The sequence below is a fragment of the Kitasatospora sp. MMS16-BH015 genome (genome assembly GCF_002943525.1).
In the GTDB taxonomy this organism is placed as follows: Bacteria; Actinomycetota; Actinomycetes; order Streptomycetales; family Streptomycetaceae; genus Kitasatospora.
On record NZ_CP025394.1, the window covers coordinates 1,646,295 to 1,664,688 of the forward strand.

Below are 18,394 nucleotides of genomic sequence, written 5' to 3' on the forward strand. Positions count from 1 at the left end.
CGCCGGGGCTCGCAGCGCGGGACGGGGCTGCTGAGCATCACCAAGGAGTTCCACTTCTCCGCGAGCCACATCCTGGACGTGCTGCCGTCCTGGCACCAGTGCGCCCGGTTCCACGGCCACAACTACATCGTCGAACTCGAACTCTCCGCCACCCCGGACCAGTTGACCGAGGCCGGGTTCGTGCGTGACTACCGGGAGCTCGACCCGTTCAAGAAGTGGCTGGACGAGACGCTCGACCACCGCCACCTCAACGAGGTCGTCCCGCCGGGGCTCTCCCCGTCCTCGGAGAACCTCGCCCTCTGGATCTTCGAGACCTGGCAGGGCCGATTCCCCGAGCTCAGCGCCGTCAGCATCTCCGAGACCCCGAAGACCTGGGCCACCTACCGTCCCTGACGGGTCGTCAGGTGACCTGGGTGATTCCTGGTCGGTTCCGGGTCGTTCTCGGGTGACTCGGCAGTACGAGGGGTTCGCCGGGGGAGCACCGAGGCATGATGAGGGTCGCGGCTCAGCGCTTCACATGACGGGGTGTGGGATGACGACCGGCCAGCAGGATTCCGCTTCAGACCGATCAGGCCTTCCGGCACCGGATGCCCTCATGGACCGCCCCGGCGAGGACGGGGGTCTCGCCGGGGTGCGGTTGTGGGCAGCGGCGGTGCTCGAACGGGCCGAACCGCTGCTCCCGGCCGACGCCTCCGCACCGCCCCGGGCCCAGCTGAACGACCCGGCCGCCCGGGACGCGATGATCGCCGAACTGGCCGAGCTGGAAGCCCTGTTGCCGACCGGCGAACCGCTGCGCCCGCTGCTCGCCGCCCGCCTGGGCGGCCTGCTCGGCTGGCGCCATCTGGAGCGGAACGGCGCCGGCGCCGGCGGTTGGGGGTCGGGCGACCACCTCGGCCCCGACCGCGAGCGGGCGATCGTGCTGCTCCGCGAGGCCAGGTCCGCCCGGCCGGCGCTGTCGGGAGGGAAGGCGCTGTCGGGGTGGGAGGCGCAGCGGGCCGGGCTGGCCCTCGCCGTCCTGCTGGTGCCGCCGCAGCTGACCACGGCCCGGCCCACCGACTTCGCCTCGTACTTCGGGTACCGGGACGTGCTGGCCTCGGCCACCGCCGAGCTCACCGAAGTCCGTTCGGTGCTCGAGGAGTTGGGCGAGCTGCCCTGGCCGCCGGAGCAGCGGAGGATGGTGGAGTCGCTGCGCACCGTCCTCGGGCTGATGACCGGTGGGCCGTCGCTCGGCCTGGACGACCTCAGCGGGTTCGTCGACGCCCTGCCCCCGGAGTTCCCGCACCGGGCTCAGCTGCAGGCGCTGCTCGGCCTGCTGCCGCCCGGCCTGGTGGAGTCGGCCACCCCGGCCACCGTGCTCGGCACGGCCGAAGACCGCGCCGCCACGGCGGAGGCCGACGACCGGACCACCGCCCTGCTGCTCGGCCTGACCAACCTGGCCGCCCCGGGCGTGCTCAGCCCCGAACAGGCCGAGGCGCTGGCCTCCTCCGTGCAGGGCGACCGCATCCACCAGCCGGCCGACCCGTACGCCGTGGCAACGGACGCGATGGCCTACGCGGTACTCCGGGTCAAGGACGCCTTCCTCGCCCAGGACCCGGAGCGGCTGGCCGACGCGATCGGCCAACTCGCCCGCAGCGGGGAGCGGGTGAGCCCCACCGACCACGTGTACCCGTACCTCGCCCTGATCGGCCCGAGCCTGCTCTCCTTCTCCCCCATGCTCCGCGGCAACCTCCGGGACCAGCGCGAGGCGGAACGTCAACTCGAGGACTTGAAAGCCCACGTGGCGGAACGTGCGGGAGGGGCGGACGGACCGTTCCGCGACCTGGTCCAGCTGGCCGCCATCCTGGTCCAGGCCCAGCGGCTGGAGCAGGAGGAGGACGCCACCGGCCTGGAGCGCTGCATAGCCGATCTGCTCGTGCTGCGCGAGCGCGGCCTGCCGGACGAGGCCCGTTCGACCTCCGCCCTGGTGCTCGGCCAGCTGTACCAGGCGCTCGGCCGGCTCCGGCGCGACGCCATGCTGACGGAGACGGGGATGAACCTGATCATGTCCGCCCTGGATGGCATGGCGCCCTTCGCCGAGGCGCTCGGCCTGCGCGAGGCGCTGGACACGAGCGCCACCGCCATCCGGGCCGGCCTGGCCGAGGATCCCGAGCTGCTCCGGCCACTGCTCGGCAGACCGCCCGCCGAGGAGTCGGCCGAGGCTTCCTCGCACACCGCCAGGCTCCGTGCCCTGGCCCGCGCGCTCCAGTCGGCCATGACCGGCGAGTCGGCTGAACTCGACGCCGCGATAGCCGAGTTCGGCCCGATCAGGGAGCAGATGCGGCGGGACGGGCCGGGGTTCGGGGACGCCGATCTGCTCTGGCAGCTGGCCGATCTGCACCGGCGGCGCGGCCGACCCGAGTTGGACGACCACGCGCTGGCCGCGCAGGCCATGGTGGAGTCCTTCGAGGCGCTGGCCACCGGTGTGCTGCTGGAGGCGGAGGCCGAGCACCGACTGCTGGTCGCCCGGGAGGGAGCCTCCCGGGCGCTCCAGGCGGCCTGGTGGGCCGGCTCGCAGGACCAGACCGAACGAGCGATCACCATGTTGGAGCTCGGCCGGTCGATGGTGCTCCAAGCCACCGCCGCCACCGCCGAGTTACCCGAGCTGCTTGACCGGCGTGGCCACCCCGAGCTGGCCGCGGCCCTGCGCCGGGCGGGCGAGGCGCAGGCCGAGCCGGGCCCGGTGCCCAGCCGGCTGCGCCGACAGGTGCTGGCGGCCCTCGGCTACGGCGCGGGCCTGGGCCCGTTCGCCCCCGCCGGGCTGGCCGAGCTCAACGCGGGCCTGCGGCCCTCGGAGGCCGACGCCCTCGTCTACCTGCTGCCGGGCCCGGGCTCCAGCCCGGGGCTGGCCCTGGTGCTCGGCCCCGACCTCGAACCGGGTGTGCTGGCGCTGCCGCTGCTCGCCGCCGACCGGCGCGAGCCGTTGGAGCGCTACCTGACCGTCTCCGCCGAGCGCTCCACACTGCTGGCCGGCGCGGACCAGGCCGGCCTGCCCGCCGTCCAGGAAGCCTGGGAACAGGCGCTCACCGACCTCACCGACTGGGCCTACCCCGCCGTGGTCGGCCCGGTGCTGCACGGCCTGGCCGAGCGCCTGGCCGCCAACCCTTCCCGGCACCGCGACCGCCCCGGCGGCCCCCGGCTGGTGCTGGTGCCTTGCGGCCACCTCGGCGTGGTCCCCTGGCACGCCGCCCGGCTGCCCGCCGCCGCGCCGCACCGGTACGTCTGCGAGATCGCCGTACTCTCGTACGCCGCCTCCGGCCGCGAGTTCCTCCGAGCCGCCGCCCGTGAACGCCCCGCCCCGGGCGCCCGCACCGTGCTGGTCGCCGACCCGGGCCAGTCCCTGCTGCACGCCGAGCACGAGGTGCTGGCGCTCCGCGCGGCCTGCTACCCGGCGGCCGAACTGTACGGCACGTACTTCGAGTTGCCCGACCCACCGGTGGGCCTCGGCACCCCCGAGGAGCTGCTCGCCCTGCTGCCCGGAGCCCCGGCCGAGCCCGCAGTGGTGCCGGGAGCAGGATCGGCATCGGCGCCGGTCGGCGTGCTGCACATCGCCTCGCACGGCACGGCCGCCACCCAGCCGACCGTCTCGGCCCTGCACCTGGCGCCGCCGCCGGGCGGGCCGCCGGAGGCCGGGCGGCTGACGGTGAGCCGGCTGCTGGACCGGCCGACCGGGCCGGGTGCGGCGGCGGGGCCGCTGGTGGTGCTGAGTGCCTGTGAGACGGACCTGAGCACCCGTGACCACGACGAGGCGCTGACCCTGGCCACGGCCTTCCTGGCGGCCGGGGCCAAGGACGTGGTCGGTTCGCGCTGGACCACCCGGGATTCGGCCTCGGCACTGATGATGGCCGTCTTCCACCACCACCTGACGGCCCACGGGCGCAGCCCCGCTGACGCCCTGCAGGCCGCGCAGCGCTGGATGCTCGACCCGGCTCGTACCGCACCACCCGGCCTCGACCCGCAGCTGCTGCGCGAGGTCGGCCGACCGCACTTGGACCGGCTGCCGCTCTGGGCGGCCTTCGTGCACCACGGACACCCCGGGGCCACCCCCGGGCCCGAGAAGGAGGGGGCATGACTCCGGAAGCACTGCTGAGGCTGCTCCGGCAGCACTGGGACGAGACTGAGGCCGCCCTGGACCCGCCCGGCCGCGAGCTGCTGCGCGCCCGCCTGCGCGCCCTCGCCGAGGCGACCGGCGACGACCGCGCCACCGCCCGGGCCCTGCACGGGGTGAAGCTCGCCCTGCTGCCCCTGCCCTTCGACCACCCGGTCCGCCAGGCCCTGGACGGCCAGCGCGGCGCCGTCCTCGACCACCGCCCGGCGGCCGACGCGGCCCGCGAACTCCTCGCCTGGCTGGAGCCGGCCACGGACACCCAGCCGGAAGCCGGGCCGCAGGGCGCTCACGGGGCGGCGCAGGCCGACGCCGAGGACTCCACCGCCGCGCTGATCGCCGACGCGCAGCGGCGGCTGCTCGCCGCGCCCCGGCTCAGCGGCGCGGAGCTCGCCACGTTGAGCGTGCCCGCCACCGGCCTGATCCGGCTGGTCGACGCCGGGGGCCACGAGGGCTTCCCCGCCTTCCAGTTCGCCACCGACGGCAGCCCGCTGCCGGTGGTGACCAGGATCAACGCGCTGCTGCTGGCCGAGCAGGACCCGTGGGGTGCCGCCGACTGGTGGCTGGCCGGCAACAGCTGGCTGGGCGGCACGCCGGCCGAGCTGCTCGGCCGGATCTCCGACGAACTGCTGGCCGCCGCCGCGCTGGCCCTGACCGAGGGGGACTGATGACCGCTCAGCTGCCCCCCGCGGACTCGGAGACCTTTCGGCTGGAGCCCGTGATGGAGACCCTGCCCGCCGGCACCGAGCTGTGGCGCTGCCACGCCACCAAGTACGCCGGGGCCGAGTTCAACCCCGTCCGGGCCGACCTGCACTTCGGCGGCAGCCGTTTCGACGGCACCAGCCTTGACCCGTACCCGTACCTGTACGCGGCGCCCGACCGCGTCACCGCGCTGGCCGAGGTGCTGCTCCGCTCGATCCCGTTCGACGGCCGCACCGGCACCCGGCTGATCCCGTACGCCCGGGTGGCCGGCCGCTCGCTGAGCGCGCTGCGCACCACCAGGGACCTGTGCCTGGTGCGGTTGGTCAGCGAGGAGGACCTGGCCCGGGTCTGCCAGGACTCCTGGCTGCTGGAGACCGAGGGCCCCGGCTACGCGCAGACCCGCCGCTGGGCCGGCGAGCTGCGGGCCCGGGTGGCCGAGGCGGACGGCCTGCTCTGGCAGTCGCGGCGGCACCGGCCGCGCACGGCGCTGGTGCTGTTCGGCGACCGGTGCGGCCGGGAGGCCGTGACGGACGACCCCGGCAGCTCCCTCGCGCTGGACTCCCCGGAGGGCACCGCCGAGGCCAACCGCCTGCTCGCCCCGCTGCGCGCGGCACTGGTGCCGCCGCTCGGTGCGGAGGTGGCCGCGCCGTGACCGCCTCCCTCTCGCTCGGGATACGCCCTGGACACGTGGAGGTGGCCGCGCCGTGACCGCCTCCCTCTCGCTCGGCTTCGGCCAGGGGTACGACGAGCGCCAGCCGGTGATCGTGCTGCTGGACACCTCCGCCTCGATGGGCCGCCCCGCCGACCGGCCCCGGATCGCCGAGCTCAACCGGGCACTTGCCGACTGGTTCGACTCCGTCCGGGCCCAGCCCCGGCTGCGCGCCCGGGTGGAGGTCTGCCTGGTCACCTTCGACTCCGAGGTCCGGGTCTTCGATCCGGCCACCCGGGCCCTGGTGCCCCGGGACCGGGCCGCCGCCGCCACCGCCACCAGCACCGGCACCGGCACCGGCACCGGCACCGCCGGGGAGCTGTTCGCCCCGATCGACGGCCTGCAGCCACCCGAGCTCGCCGCCGGCGGCTGCACCAACCTGCTGCCCGCCATCCGGCTGGCCCTCGACCTGGCCGCCGACCGCCACCGGGCGCTCACCGCCCAGGGGGTGCCCGTGCAGCGGCCGGTGATCTGGCTGCTCACCGACGGGGCGCCCACCGACGGGGCGGGCACCGCCCTGAGCCCGGCCGACCTGGCCGCCGACGCCGCGCTCCTGCGGCGGGCCGAGGAGGAACGCGGCTGCGTCTTCTTCGTGGTCGGCGTCCAAGGGGCCGACCAGGCCCTGCTCGAGGTGCTCGCCCCGGAGGCCACGTACCTGCTGGACACCCTGGACTTCACCCGGATCCTCGACTTCCTCTTCCAGAGCGTCGACCGGATCGACCCGCGCGACTCGGCCGGGCAGACCCACCGGCGGGTGGCCGCCTTCGCCCGAGTCCAGGCCACCCTCGCCTCGCTCGTCGAGGAGGAGCTGTGACCCCCCGCCCTGGCCGGATCGTGGCCGGCGTGGTGGTCCAGGGCGCAGCCCACCTCGCCGGTGCCCAGGGCTGCCAGGACGCCTTCCGGGCGGCCGCCTCCCCCGACGGCGCCACCCTGGTGCTGGCCGTCGCCGACGGCGCGGGAAGCCGCGAACGCGGCGCGCTCGGTGCCCACTTGGCCGTGGACACGGCCTGCCGCCTGCTCGCGGCCGACCCGCCACCGCCCGGCGCGGAGGCCGCCGAGTGGACGGCCTGGCTCGACGGGCGGACCGACGCCGTACTGGCCGCCCACCAGCGGGCCGTGCAGGCGCTGCTGGCCGCCGAGCGGGGGGACGGCGGGACGGCAGGCGGCGAGCCGGGCGACGGCGGGGAGCGGGACGGCAAGCAGGGGGACGGCAAGGCGGGGGCGCGCGGCGGCGCGGACGCGCTGGCCACCACGCTGGCCGCCGCCGTGATCCGGCCGCCCTGGGTCGGGTTCCTCCAGGTGGGCGACTGCTTCGGCACGGTGCTGACCTGCCCGCAGGGCAAGGAAGGCAAGGAAGGCGAGGAGGGCGACCAGGCGCGGCTCGCGCTGCCGCCGCAGCCGACCGCCTTCCTCTCCACGCCCGGGGTCCGGGAGCGCGCCGTCACCCTGGTGCTGTGCGAACCGCGGCTGACCGGCGTGGTGCTGGCCACCGACGGGTGTGCGCCGCTGGTCCTCGACGCCCCGTCCGTCCACGGGCGGCCCGGTGCGGACGGACCGCAGCCCTCACCCCGGTTCTTCGGGCCACTGGCCGCCCGGCTGCGGGCCGGCCGGGGGGACGCCACCCCGCTCCAGGCGCTGCTGCTGGCTCCGGGCGCGGCCCGCAGCGGGGACGACCTCACCGTGCTCTGCGCGCTCTCCCCCGGCGGTGCGCCGTGGCGATGACCGTACTGGCCGAGGACGGGCGCTGCTGGCGGCTGACCGAGGAGGTCGGCCGAGGCGGCGAGGGGCAGGTCTACGCGGTGGCCGGACAGCCCGAGTTGGTGGCCAAGATCGTGCCCCACCCGATCGACGGGCCGCAGCACCGGCGGCGGATCGAGCGGCTGGTCGGCCACCGCCGACAGCCGCGCACCACCCGGTTGCTGGACGGTTCGCTCGGCACGGTGGCCTGGCCGCTGCTCGCCGTCCGGACCAGGCGCGGCGAGCTGGGCGGGTACCTGATGACCAATCTCCGCCCCCGGTACCGGCCGCTTGACCACCTGTTGGACGCCGGGGCCCGCGCGGAGCACTTCCCGGCGGCCGACTGGGCCACCGCGCTCCGGGCGGCGGCCCGACTGGCCGCCCTGCTGGCCCTCGCCCACGAGGCCGAATACCTGCTGGGCGACCTGAAGCCGGACAACGTCTGGGTGGACGCCGAGGGCTACGTCGCCCTCTCCGACCTGGACTCCTGGCAGTTCACCGACCGCGAGGAGCTGTTCGCGAGCCGGATGCGCAGCCCCGGCTACACCGCTCCCGAGCGGATCACCGACCCCGAGGGTCCGCTCACGGCCGCCGCCGACGACTTCGTGCTCGCGGTGCTGGTGCACCAGCTGCTGCTGGCCGATCTGCACCCCTTCCACGGCACGCCGGCCGACGGCGGGCCCTACCACTCCAAGGACGACAACCTGCTGCACGGCCGGTGCCACCTGACCGACCCGCGCAGCCTCCTGCGGCCCGCCCAGCTCCCCCCGGCCGACCTGCTGCCGGGCGCGGTGCGCGACCGGCTGCGCGCCGCCTTCGGACCCACCGGGCGCGCCGATCCGCAGAGCCGTCCGACGGCGGCCGACTGGGCCGGGGCGCTGGCGGCCGAACTCGCTCCGGAGCGGCTCTGGCGCTGCCCCGCGAACCGTCGGCACGTGTACACCGCGGAGCGCGCCTGGTGCCCCTGGTGCGACCTGGCCCGCGCGGGCCGCCCCCAGTACCGCGAGGACACCCCGGCCCCGGACCACCCGGCCGGTCCCCTGGCTGACTCGGCTGCGGCTCCGACGCCCGTATTGGCTCCGGGACCGGGACCGGCATCGAGGAGGATGCGATGACGACGGAACTCACCTCGGAGGGACGGCTGTTGGCCGTCGCCCGGACGCTGGACCGGTGTGCGGTGCTCGGCCCCGGGCAGCGGGCGGTGATCTGGGTGCAGGGGTGCCCGCTGCGCTGCGGCGGGTGCGTGGCGGCCGAGACGCTGCCCTTCGCCGAGCCGGGGACGGGGCGGCCGGTCGCCGAACTGGTGGACTGGCTGGCCGGGTTGCCCGGGATCGACGGGGTGACGCTCTCCGGCGGGGAGCCGTTCGCCCAGGCCGAGGCGCTCACCGAACTGCTCGACCGGCTCGCCGAACGGCGGCCCGGACTCTCCACCATGGCGTACTCCGGCTTCCCACTGGCGGCGCTGCGCCGCGGCAGCCCGGCCCAACTGGCCCTGCTGGAGCGGCTCGACCTCCTGGTGGACGGTCCCTACCAGGCCGCCCGGCACGCCGACCTGCGCTGGCGCGGCTCCTCCAACCAACGGATCCACGCCCTGACCCCGCGGCACGCCGAGGTGCTGACCGAGCCGGACACCAGCGCCGGGCTGCAGCTCTCCGTCGGGCTCGACGGCTCCGTCTCCTGGGCCGGCGTACCGGCCGTACCCGGCTTCCGGGCCGAACTGGAACGCCGGCTGGCCGCCGGCGGCTTCGAACTCCGTCCTGCGGACCCAGCGCCGCACCCCTCGGGAGGTACCCCTTGAGCGGCTCGCCCATGTACAGCGCGGTCACCGTGAGCCCCGCCCTGGCGGCCGCCCAGGCCGCCCGGCGGCGGGCCCACCGCGAGGAGTTGCGCCGCCGCGAGCAGGCCCGGGCCCGGGAGCGGGCCCGGCTGGCGGCCCTGCGCGCCGCCGAGCAGGCCCGGCGCGAGCGGCTGGACCGGGAGCGGATGGCCAAGGCCCGCGAGCGGGCCCGGCAGCGCACCGAACGGGTCGGCGAACGGCGGGCCGTCGAACGGGACGGACGGATCGCCGCCCACACCGAGCTGCGGCGCGCGGCCGTCGGCCGCAGCCTCCAGGAGGTGGCCGGCCTGATCACCGAGGTGCGCGGCCGGACGGACCCGGACACCATGTTCGACCTGGACGCCCGGCTCTCCGAGCTCCGCACCCGGCTCCGGCTCAGCCCCGACGCCGCCCTCGGGGCCGCCGTCGAGGAGCTGCGCGGCCGGGTGATCACCCTGCGCCACGCGGCCGCCCCGGGGGTCACCGCCGAGGATCGGCCCTCCCAACTCGCCGAGCTGGAGCAGCGGCTGACCACCATCGGCCCAGCGGACCCGGCCGGCCGGGTCCGCTGTGAGGAGCAGCTGGGCCGTCTGCGCACGGCCCTCGCCGAGGGCCAGGACCTCCGCTTCGACGCCCTGCTCGGCTCCGCCGAGCACGAACTCGCCCGCCACGCAGGCGCGGTGGCCCGGGAGGAGGACCGCCAGGCCCGCGCCCTGGCCGCCGAAGCAGCGGCCGCCGAGCGGGCCGAGGCGGCCGCAGCAGCGGCGCGGGCGGGGGCAGCACCGGCGGGCGGCCGAAGCGTAGCCGGTCGGTCGACGGGCGGCAGCGGAACCGGCCCCGCCGACCCCGCCGATCCCATCGATCCCATCGATCCCGTCGATCCTGTGGACCCCACCGGCCCCTCGGGCCCGGCGGCGGCCGAGGAGGCCGGGGACGCCGAAAGTACCGAAGGCACCGAAGACGTTGAGCTCGCAGCCGAGTTGGCGCGGCTGCGGGCCGAGGCGGAGGCCGCGCGGCTGGCGGCCGGCCTGGCCGAGGCGCGGGAGCGCTTCGAGCTGGTGGCTCCGTGGGCCCGGGACGCGGCCCAGGACGCCGCCGACTTCGCCGAGGCCGGGCTGCGCGGGCAGTTGACCGGGGCGCTGGAGCGGGTGGAGGGGGCGCTCGCGGCCGGGCAGGCAGCGAGCGCGCTCGCTGCGGTACAGGCCTTGGAGCTACTGCTGCCCGCCGCCGAGGAGCGGCTGGACACGGTGCTTGCCGCGTACGAGCGCCGGGCCGAGCTGGCCAGGTCGCTCAAGGAGGCGATGGCGGCGGAGGGCCTGGGCTTCCTGAGCGGCGAGACCGAAGGGCAGGACTTCGTGCTGGTCTTCGGTCGGGCCAACGGCGCCACCTACCAGGCCACCCTGCGCGAGGACCCGAACGGCGTGCCGGTGCTCAGCTACGTGGTGGAGGGCGAGAGCGACCGCCGGTTCCTGCCCGAGCGCAACGAGGTGGTCTGCGAGAGCACCGAGGCACTGCTCGACCACGTGCACGGCCTGATGGCCCCGGACGGCTACCAGCCGGCCGAGCTCGACTGGGACGGCAAGCCGCCGCCCGGCCAGGCCGGTTCGACCCGGCGGCAGCCGGGGCGGACGGCATGACGGGCCAGACCCCGGAGCCCACCGAGGAGCGGACCGTCGCCCGGCCGGGGGCGCCGCGCTGGGTGATCTCGCTCTCGATGGAGCTGCGCCGGGGCCGCCAGGTGGTGCTCACCGGACGGGTGCGTGACCGCTGGTGGTGGGACGGGCGCCCGGCGCCGTTCCGCACCGTGCTGGCCTCCTCGCTCTACGCCAGCGGCTTCGAGGTGGTGGCCTGGTGGAGCCCGGTGGACGGACTGACCTTCCCGCTGGAGGACCAACTCGACTGGCAGCACGAGCGGTTCGAGGAGCTGCACCGGCAGACCCCGGAGCGCTCGGCCCGCCCCCGGCCGGCCCCCACCGCACCACCGGCCACCGCCGCTCCACCGGGCGCGGCCCCACCGCCGGGCGCGGCCGCACCGCCGGACTCCGCCGGGGCCCGGGGGCCGTCGGTCACCAGCCGGGGCGCCCGCGCCCTGGCGGCCACCGGGCAGGTCTTCCGGCCCGGCCCGGTACGGCAGTTGAACTCGGTGGACGACGCGCTCGCCGAGGCGCACCGGATGGCCGCCCACCCGGGCAACGCGATCGCCTTCGTCTTCGAGGACCTGGACCACGTGCTGCCGCTGGGCGACCCGAAGAGCGCGGTGGGCTACCTGCGGCTGCGCGCGGCGATGGCCGACGCGGTGACCCCGGCGCCGGATCCGCGGATCGCCGCCCCGGAGCAGCGCCCGCGCAATCCGGTGCTGGCCGTCACCGGTGACCTGGCCCGGCTGCCGGGTTGGCTGCACCGGGAGGAGCCGCGCACCGTGGTGCTGCAGGTGGAGGCACCCGACCAGGCCGAGCGGCGGCGCTGGTTCCGGATGATCGGCCCGGAGTTCAACGGCGGCGCGCTGGCCAAGGCGGCCGAGTTCGAGCCGCTGGTGGCCGCCACCGACGGGCTGACCGGCTGGGAGCTGGACGCGCTGGCGCGGACCTCGCACCTGCGCAAGGCCCCGCTGCGCGAGCCCGGCAAACTGCTCGAACGGTACCGGCTGAACGTCACCACCGACCCGTGGACCCAGCTCGACCACCGCACCATCGCGGCGGCGGCCGAGAAGCTCGGCGCTCGGGTGATCGGCCAACGGCCCGCCGTGGACGCGGTGGTGGGCGCGCTCCAGGCGGCGTACATCGGGATCGGCTTCGGCAGCTCGGGGGCCTCCCGGCCGCGCGGCGCGTTCTTCTTCGTCGGCCCGACCGGGGTGGGCAAGACCGAACTCGCCAAGTCCGTGGCCGAGTTGATCTTCGGCGACCCGAGCGCCTACGCCCGCTTCGACATGAGCGAGTACCAGCAGGAGCACGCCGCCGAACGGCTGGCCGGCGCCCCGCCGGGCTACCTCGGCCACGAGCGCGGCGGCGAACTGACCCGGCGGGTGCAGGAACGCCCGTTCAGCGTGCTGCTCTTCGACGAGATCGAGAAAGCCCACCCGGCCGTGCTGGACAAATTTCTCCAGATCCTGGAGGACGGCCGGCTCACCGACGGCCAGGGGCAGACCGCGCACTTCTCGCAGAGCCTGATCATCTTCACCTCCAACACCGGTGCCGACGGCCTGCACGAGCTGCTCGCCGAGTACGGCGACGACCTGCCCTACGAGGTGATCCAGGAGCACTTCACCGAGGCGGTGGAGCGCAGGTTCCGGGCGATCGGCCGGCCGGAGATCTACGGCCGGCTCCGGCCCGGTGTGGTGGTCTTCGACATGCTGCGCACCGAGCACGTGGTCGGCATCGCCGAGCGGCTGATCGCCCAACTCGCCGATTCCGTCCGCGAACGGCACCGGGTCGGGCTGCTCGCCGACCGGCCGGCCCTGCACCGGTGGATCACCGAGCGGATGTCCGATCCGGAGCAGCGGGCGTACGGCGGGCGGCAGATCCGCAACGAGTTCGAGGCCGTCCTGCACACCGTGGTGCAGCACCTGATGGACCACCGGCCGCAGCCCGGGAGCCGACTGCTGCTGGACATCGACGAGCAGGGCACGGCCCGGGTCCGCCCGGCGCCGGCCGAGGGCGGGGAGTGATGGACGGACTGGACTTCGGCGACAGCTTCGCCCGGCTCGCCTGGGCCGATCCGGGCGGCCGCCCGGCGGCGGTCGGGCCCGCGCAGCCGGCCACCGTGCGGCGCACCCCCGGCGGCGGCCTGCGGGCCGAACGGGCCGAGGGCGCGTTCTCCGCCCGGGCCCGGCTGCTCGGCCGGCCGGGCCCGGAGGGCGAGGCGGCGGTCGGCTGCGTGCTCGCGGAGCTCGTCCGGCAGACGGTCGAGGCCGGCCGGCCGCACCCCGGGGAGGTGCTGCTGGGCGTACCGGCGTACGGGACGGGCGAGGCGACGCTGGTCCGGGCGGTGGAGGCCGCCAACCTGCGGGTGGCGCAGACCCTGCCGGAGCCGGTGGCCGTCCTGCTGCACTACGCGGGCGTCCGGGACGGCGTCCGCAGCACCGTCCTGGTGCACGACCAGGGCGCGACCGGGCTGCGCCTGACCCTGCTGGAGGTCGCGGGCGACGACCGCACCGTCACCGTGGTCGACTCCGCCCGGGCCCCGATCGGCGGCGACCAGTGGGACGGCCTGCTCGCCGCCGAGCTGCGGCTCCGGTACGGCCTCCCGGCCACCGCCGTCCCGGAGAGCGCGCTGCGGCGGGCCGCCGAGCAGCTGCGGCTCGCCCTCGGCTCCGCCGATCAGGCCGAACTCCAGCTGGGCGAGCAGTTGTTGTTCCTCGACCGGGCGACCCTGGCCGCCGTCACCCGCCCACTGCGGGAGCAGGCCGCCGCAGCCGCCGACGCCCTGCTGCTGCGGACCGGCGAGCGCGGCTGGGAGCCGCCGAGCAGCGTCCTGCTGGCCGGCGGCCTGGGCGCCGCCCCGGAGGCGGGCGAACTCCTCGGCCCGCTGGGCCTGCTCGTCCGCCAGGAGCAGCCCGAACTCGCCGTCGCCCGCGGCCTGGCCCTGGCCACGGCCTTCGGCATGCTCTGGATCGAGCACGCCCCGGCCGGCCCCGCCCCGAGGAGGCGCAGCGCCTGGACCCCGGAGCCCCCACCGCTCCCCTTCGAGGACCCGGAGCCACACCAACTCCTCGTCGAGGAAACGAAGCTGAACCAACCGCCCGTCGAGGACCCGGAGCCGCACCGGCCGCCCGTCGACGACCCGGAGCCGCTCGAGGCCCTGCTGAAGGCTCCCGTTCCACCGCCGTCTCCCGTCCGGGAAGCACCGACCGTCCGGCCCGAGAGCGTCGAGGAGCCACCGTTCGCCCCGCCCACACCGGTCGAGGAGCCACCCAGCCCTGCCGAGGAGGATCCGCCCCTCCCCCCGAAGGCCCCGCCGCCCTCCCCCGCCGTCGAGGAGGAGCCGAGCACCGCCCTCTACCCCGTCCCCGTCACCCATCTCGACGCCCTGCGCCGGGGTGACCGGCTGCTGGTCCGCTGGGCCTGGCCGGCGCAGAGCCGGGAGGCCCGGGTCGGCTGGCAGGTGGACGGGCCGACGCCCGCCGGGGTGGCCGGCAGCGGGGAGTTGCGCTGCTCGCGGCGCGGGTACGAGCACGACGGTGGCCTGACCCTCCCGGTCGGGCGCGGCGCGGTGGACCTCACGGTCTGGGCGTACGCCCCGGCGCCGGCCGAGCCGGCGGCACAGTCCGCCCTCCGGGTGGAGGCCGAGCCGCCCGAGGTGCGGTACGAGGTGGTGCTGCCGAAGGGCCCGCGCGCCTGGACCTCGCGGGCCGGGCTGCACGGGTGGACGGCCCGGGTGGTCTTCACCGCCGAGGCCGACTGCCGGCTGCCGCCGCTGCGCGTGGTGCACGGGCTCGGCCGCGACCGGCCCACCCGGGCCGGCGAGGGCACCGTGCTGCACGAACTGCCGGCCCAGGAGCTCACCGCCGGCACCCCGTTCACCCTCCGCCTCGCCGTCCCGGCGACCCGCGGCCCCTCGTGGCTGGTCTGCCTGCCGGTGGCACCCGAGGACCGGTCCGTGGTGCTCCGCCCGCTGGCCCTGCATCGACTGAGAGTGACCTGAATGGCCGCCGAACTCGCCTGCCCGTACTGCTACGAGACCTTCACCGTCCGCCGGATCATGTTCCGGTGCAGCAGCCAGACCGGCCCCACCGGCAAGCGCTGCCGCCGCGAGCGCGACCCCGTCCTGGTCCAGCGCCGGGGCATCAGGGGCGAGCTCGGCCCGGTCTTCGCCGACGACGGACGCAAGCAGCTCACCCCGCACGCGGGGGCCTGCGAGGCCGTCACCACCTTCCGGGTCTGCCCGGTCTGCCACTCCACCCTGCCCGCGCAGTTCGGCCTGCTCGGCAACCGGCTGATCGCCATGGTCGGGGCCAAGGCCTCCGGCAAGACGGTCTACATGACCGTGCTGCTGCACGAGTTGATGAACAGGGTGGGCGCGCTCGGCGGCTTCGCGCTGATGGCGGCCGACGACGAGACGATGAACCGGTTCGACACCCACTACCAGGACCCGCTCTACCAGGGCGGGGCGATGTTCCAGGCCACCCCTCCCGCGCTGGTCAACGACAACCGGGTGGACCCGATGGTCTTCCGGTTCGGCCTGACCCGGCGGGGGCTGCTCGGCGACCGGCCGGAGCACACCCTGCTCTCCTTCTTCGACACCGCCGGCGAGGACTTCAACTCGCAGGAGAAGATCCAGGTCAACACCCGCTACCTGGCCAACTCCGACGGCATCATCCTGATCCTGGACCCGCTCCAGCTGCCCGGCGCCCGCCAACTGGCCCGTCCGGGCGCCGCGTTGCCGGAGACCGAGGGTCAGGACTCGCCGATCAACGTGCTCTCCCGGGTGACCAGCATGCTGCTGCCGCACCGGGCGGCCGGCCCGCGCGGGGGCCGGCTGCGCCCGGGGGCCGCCCGGGTGGGACGGATCAGCACCCCGATCGCGGTGGTCTTCGCCAAGCTGGACGCCTTCTGGGACGGGCTCGCCCCGGGCAGCCCGCTGCTGACCCAGCCGCCCGCCGACGGGCGCTTCCACACGGCCGACAGCCTGGACGTGCACGAGGAGGTCCGGCACCTGCTGCGCGAGTGGCGCGGCGGCCAGCTCGACCAGATCCTGGAGACCAACTACCGGCACTACCGCTACTTCGGGATGTCGGCGCTCGGCAACAGCCCCACCACCGACGGCCGGGTGGCCCCCACCGGCATCCAGCCCTACCGGGTGACCGACCCCCTGCTCTGGCTGCTGAGCGAGTTCGGCTCGGTGGCAACGACCAAGCGGCAGGCCTGAGATGGCCTTCCAACAGCTGTACTACACCTCCTGCGAACACGGCCTGAGCGGCTTCGCCGGCTACCAGTTCAACGCCGTCAGCCCGGAGACCTCCGCCGAGACCATGCGGCTGGTCGAGGCGCTCACCGCGTACGAGCCGCCCCGCTCACTGCTCGGCGCCCAGACGCCCGAGGAGCTGGCCCGCTGCCCGGTCAACCTGGTGCACGTCCCGGGCAGCCCGGCGCTCTCGGCGCAGGTCCGGTACGTGGGCCGGGACTCCTCCCGGCGGGTCGGCAACTACTTCGCGCACGCGCTCGGCAGCCCGGACTTCGCCCGGGACGCCGGCGGCCTGCTGGGCATCGAGCTCTGGGGCTCGGCCGCCTGGTCGAGCACCCCCGCCACCGGCACCCGACTGCCCGAGCTCGGGGCCGTCCCGGCCGGTCCGCTCTCCCCGTCGGTCGTCGGCCTGTTCCTCCGCCAGCACCCGCACGCCGAGCTGCTGGGCGCCCTGCTGGCCGCCACCCTGGACGCGCTGGCGCACGAGCGGACGGTGCTACTGGTGGAGCGGGACTCGGCCAGCGTGGCGCACTGGGTGGCCGCCGTCTGCTACCTGCTGCCGCCGCCGCTGGCCCGGCGGCTCTCCTTCGCCACCTACCAGCACCGGCCCGAGCGCGCCCGGCTGCACCTGGTCGGCACCGTGCCGGAGATCCGGCTCGACCTGGGCGCGGAGCACCAGGACGCCTTCCACCTGCTGGACTTCGTCCAGGGCCGGGTGCCTCCGTTGCCCGACCACCCACTGGTCGGGCTGCTCACCCGGATCGGTCTGCGGGCCGCCTCGGCCTTCTGGGCCCGCACCGGCGTGCACCTGCGGGGCGACGAGCAGACGGCGCAGGACTGGCACGGCCCGGCGGCGGCCACCGCCGCCGCGGCCGCCATCCGGCTGACCGAGGCGGACGTGGCGGCGGTGACCGACTGGCTGCGGCAGAGCCCCGGGCCACCGTCCGGGGCGGTCACCACCGTGCTGCAGGACCTGTACCGGCACCAGCGGCTCACCCGCCCGCAGCTGACCGAACTGATCCCGCTGGCCCGGGCCCACGGGCAGACGGAGCTGGCCGCCCTGATGACCGGCCAGGTGGTGGAGCACGACCTGCTGGCGATCCGGGACGACACCGCCCGGCACCCGGCCCCCGTCCGGATCACCGACCCCGAGGAGCGGGTGCGGACCACCGCCCGCTGGCTGGCCACCTTCGAGACCGCCCACGGGGCCGCCGCGCTGCGCCTGCTGGCCTGGGCCGCCGGAGCCGGTCTTGAGCCCTCCGAGCGGCAACTCGCCCCGCACAGCACCCGGATCGCCGAGCAGCTGCTCGCCACGGCGGTCACCGACAGCAGCCTCACCGCCCTGGCGGCCGAGCTGACCGCCGCCGCACAGCGCTGGCCGGGCTTCCGGGCCGGGGTGGTGGAGGCCGTGCTCCGCCTCGAGGGCGACCGCCCCGGCCAGTTCCGGGCGGTACTCGCCGAGCTGCCGGCCGGCCTGATCGACGCCGATGACCTGACGGGCCGTCCGGAGCTCCTGGAGGACTTCCTGGCCGTCCAGGTCGAGCGCCACCGGACCACCGCCCACGGCGCCCTGGTGCGGATCCTGGAGGCGAACGGCACCGGCGTGCTCGACGGCCGGCTGCTGCGCGTCCTGTGGCCGCACGGGCCGGGCCGCTGGACGCTCACCGAGGCGCGCCTCCTGCTGCCCGAGCTGCTGCCGGCGAAGCTGCCCGGCCTGCACTGGACCGACGGCGCCCTCGGCTGGCTCGCCGCCACCGTCTGCCAGGAGATCCCGGACAAGTACCAGTGGGAGGAGTACACCCGCGTGGCCTCGCTGCTGCGCAGGCTGCCGACGGCCGACCGGCTCCCCGCGGACGCCCGGAGCTGCCTCGCCCGCACCCTGGAACTGGCCGAGCTGGTCCAGAACGCGGTCGACGCCGATTCGCTCGCCCTGCTGCTGGACGACCCGCCGCCCGAACACTGGCACTCCGCCCGGTCGGTGCTGAACGCCCAGCTGCCGCGCCTGCTGATCGAACGCCCGGTCCGGGACCCGGCGGCGACCGGTCCTCGGCTGAGCAAGCTGGAGGAGCCGACGGCCCTCGCCTACCTCGACCGGCTCGACCGGGAGGCCAAGCGGGTCGGCCGCCACCACCCCGCCAACCGGTACCTGATCGAACACCTGGTGACCCTCACCCGCACCCGGCTGCCCAAGCGCGAGCTGCTCGCCGGCATCGCGGAGCACTGGCCCGAGGCCGACCTGGACCGCCTGCGGCGCGCGCTGGAGCCGGTGGACCCGGCCTGGGCCGAACGGATCGCGTACCTGCTCGCCCAACGCCCGGTGCCGCTGCGCCGCCGCGTCGCGGGCCGGCTGAAGCTGCGGCGCGGCGGCGCCGAGAAGACCGAGGAGTGA

General features: G+C 76.0%; 13 protein-coding genes. All 13 read left to right on the forward strand.

The features are described from left to right. The first annotated feature begins 27 nt into the window (after positions 1–27). The 13 genes from CFP65_RS07080 (at position 28) to CFP65_RS07140 (ending at position 18,394) form a co-directional block, all read left to right on the forward strand. Positions 28–393 (forward strand): 6-carboxytetrahydropterin synthase, encoded by a 366-nt coding sequence (locus CFP65_RS07080; RefSeq protein ID WP_104820703.1) that lies wholly within the window; start codon positions 28–30, stop codon positions 391–393. A 202-nt stretch (positions 394–595) separates the two neighbouring features. Continuing rightward, a complete protein-coding gene (locus CFP65_RS07085; RefSeq protein ID WP_104815279.1) occupies positions 596–4,108 on the forward strand; it encodes a CHAT domain-containing protein in 3,513 nt (1,170 codons plus the stop codon). Then, a complete protein-coding gene (locus CFP65_RS07090) occupies positions 4,105–4,809 on the forward strand; it encodes a hypothetical protein (protein ID WP_104815280.1) in 705 nt (234 codons plus the stop codon). Before CFP65_RS07085 ends, CFP65_RS07090 begins: the two co-directional genes overlap by 4 nt. A gap of 53 nt (positions 4,810–4,862) precedes the next feature. Then, positions 4,863–5,495, forward strand: coding sequence for an RES family NAD+ phosphorylase (locus CFP65_RS07095; RefSeq protein ID WP_254552270.1), 633 nt, complete (start codon positions 4,863–4,865; stop codon positions 5,493–5,495). Positions 5,496–5,547: 52 nt separating this feature from the next. Next, positions 5,548–6,366: a VWA domain-containing protein gene (locus CFP65_RS07100; RefSeq protein ID WP_104815282.1), complete on the forward strand. Its 819-nt coding sequence runs from the start codon at positions 5,548–5,550 to the stop codon at positions 6,364–6,366. Next, positions 6,363–7,274, forward strand: a complete 912-nt coding sequence (locus CFP65_RS07105) for a protein phosphatase 2C domain-containing protein (protein WP_168219575.1) — start codon at positions 6,363–6,365, stop codon at positions 7,272–7,274. The genes CFP65_RS07100 and CFP65_RS07105 overlap by 4 nt, the downstream gene beginning before the upstream one ends. Next, positions 7,271–8,404 (forward strand): hypothetical protein, encoded by a 1,134-nt coding sequence (locus CFP65_RS07110; RefSeq protein ID WP_104815283.1) that lies wholly within the window; start codon positions 7,271–7,273, stop codon positions 8,402–8,404. The genes CFP65_RS07105 and CFP65_RS07110 overlap by 4 nt, the downstream gene beginning before the upstream one ends. Continuing rightward, positions 8,401–9,087 (forward strand): 4Fe-4S single cluster domain-containing protein, encoded by a 687-nt coding sequence (locus CFP65_RS07115; RefSeq protein WP_104815284.1) that lies wholly within the window; start codon positions 8,401–8,403, stop codon positions 9,085–9,087. Before CFP65_RS07110 ends, CFP65_RS07115 begins: the two co-directional genes overlap by 4 nt. After that, the gene (locus CFP65_RS38745) at positions 9,084–10,742 is read left to right on the forward strand and encodes a hypothetical protein (RefSeq protein ID WP_158702071.1); all 1,659 of its coding nucleotides are present in this window, start codon (positions 9,084–9,086) and stop codon (positions 10,740–10,742) included. The genes CFP65_RS07115 and CFP65_RS38745 overlap by 4 nt, the downstream gene beginning before the upstream one ends. Next, positions 10,739–12,769, forward strand: coding sequence for an AAA family ATPase (locus CFP65_RS42025; protein WP_104820705.1), 2,031 nt, complete (start codon positions 10,739–10,741; stop codon positions 12,767–12,769). Before CFP65_RS38745 ends, CFP65_RS42025 begins: the two co-directional genes overlap by 4 nt. Then, positions 12,769–14,745 (forward strand): hypothetical protein, encoded by a 1,977-nt coding sequence (locus CFP65_RS42030; protein WP_104815285.1) that lies wholly within the window; start codon positions 12,769–12,771, stop codon positions 14,743–14,745. Before CFP65_RS42025 ends, CFP65_RS42030 begins: the two co-directional genes overlap by 1 nt. After that, positions 14,746–15,969, forward strand: a complete 1,224-nt coding sequence (locus CFP65_RS07135) for a hypothetical protein (protein WP_104815286.1) — start codon at positions 14,746–14,748, stop codon at positions 15,967–15,969. It abuts the gene before it with no gap. 1 nt (position 15,970) lies between these two features. Continuing rightward, positions 15,971–18,394, forward strand: a complete 2,424-nt coding sequence (locus CFP65_RS07140; protein ID WP_104815287.1) for a GTPase-associated protein 1-related protein — start codon at positions 15,971–15,973, stop codon at positions 18,392–18,394.

Excerpts from the sequence above, each read along its gene's own strand:
- CFP65_RS07085 (WP_104815279.1), top strand. The coding sequence starts at position 596 with ATGGACCGCCCCGGCGAGGACGGGGGTCTCGCCGGGGTGCGGTTGTGG.
- CFP65_RS42025 (WP_104820705.1), top strand. The coding sequence starts at position 10,739 with ATGACGGGCCAGACCCCGGAGCCCACCGAGGAGCGGACCGTCGCCCGG.
- CFP65_RS07090 (WP_104815280.1), top strand. The coding sequence starts at position 4,105 with ATGACTCCGGAAGCACTGCTGAGGCTGCTCCGGCAGCACTGGGACGAG.
- CFP65_RS07095 (WP_254552270.1), top strand. The coding sequence starts at position 4,863 with ATGGAGACCCTGCCCGCCGGCACCGAGCTGTGGCGCTGCCACGCCACC.
- CFP65_RS07110 (WP_104815283.1), top strand. The coding sequence starts at position 7,271 with ATGACCGTACTGGCCGAGGACGGGCGCTGCTGGCGGCTGACCGAGGAG.
- CFP65_RS07135 (WP_104815286.1), top strand. The coding sequence starts at position 14,746 with ATGGCCGCCGAACTCGCCTGCCCGTACTGCTACGAGACCTTCACCGTC.
- CFP65_RS07140 (WP_104815287.1), top strand. The coding sequence starts at position 15,971 with ATGGCCTTCCAACAGCTGTACTACACCTCCTGCGAACACGGCCTGAGC.
- CFP65_RS07115 (WP_104815284.1), top strand. The coding sequence starts at position 8,401 with ATGACGACGGAACTCACCTCGGAGGGACGGCTGTTGGCCGTCGCCCGG.
- CFP65_RS42030 (WP_104815285.1), top strand. The coding sequence starts at position 12,769 with ATGGACGGACTGGACTTCGGCGACAGCTTCGCCCGGCTCGCCTGGGCC.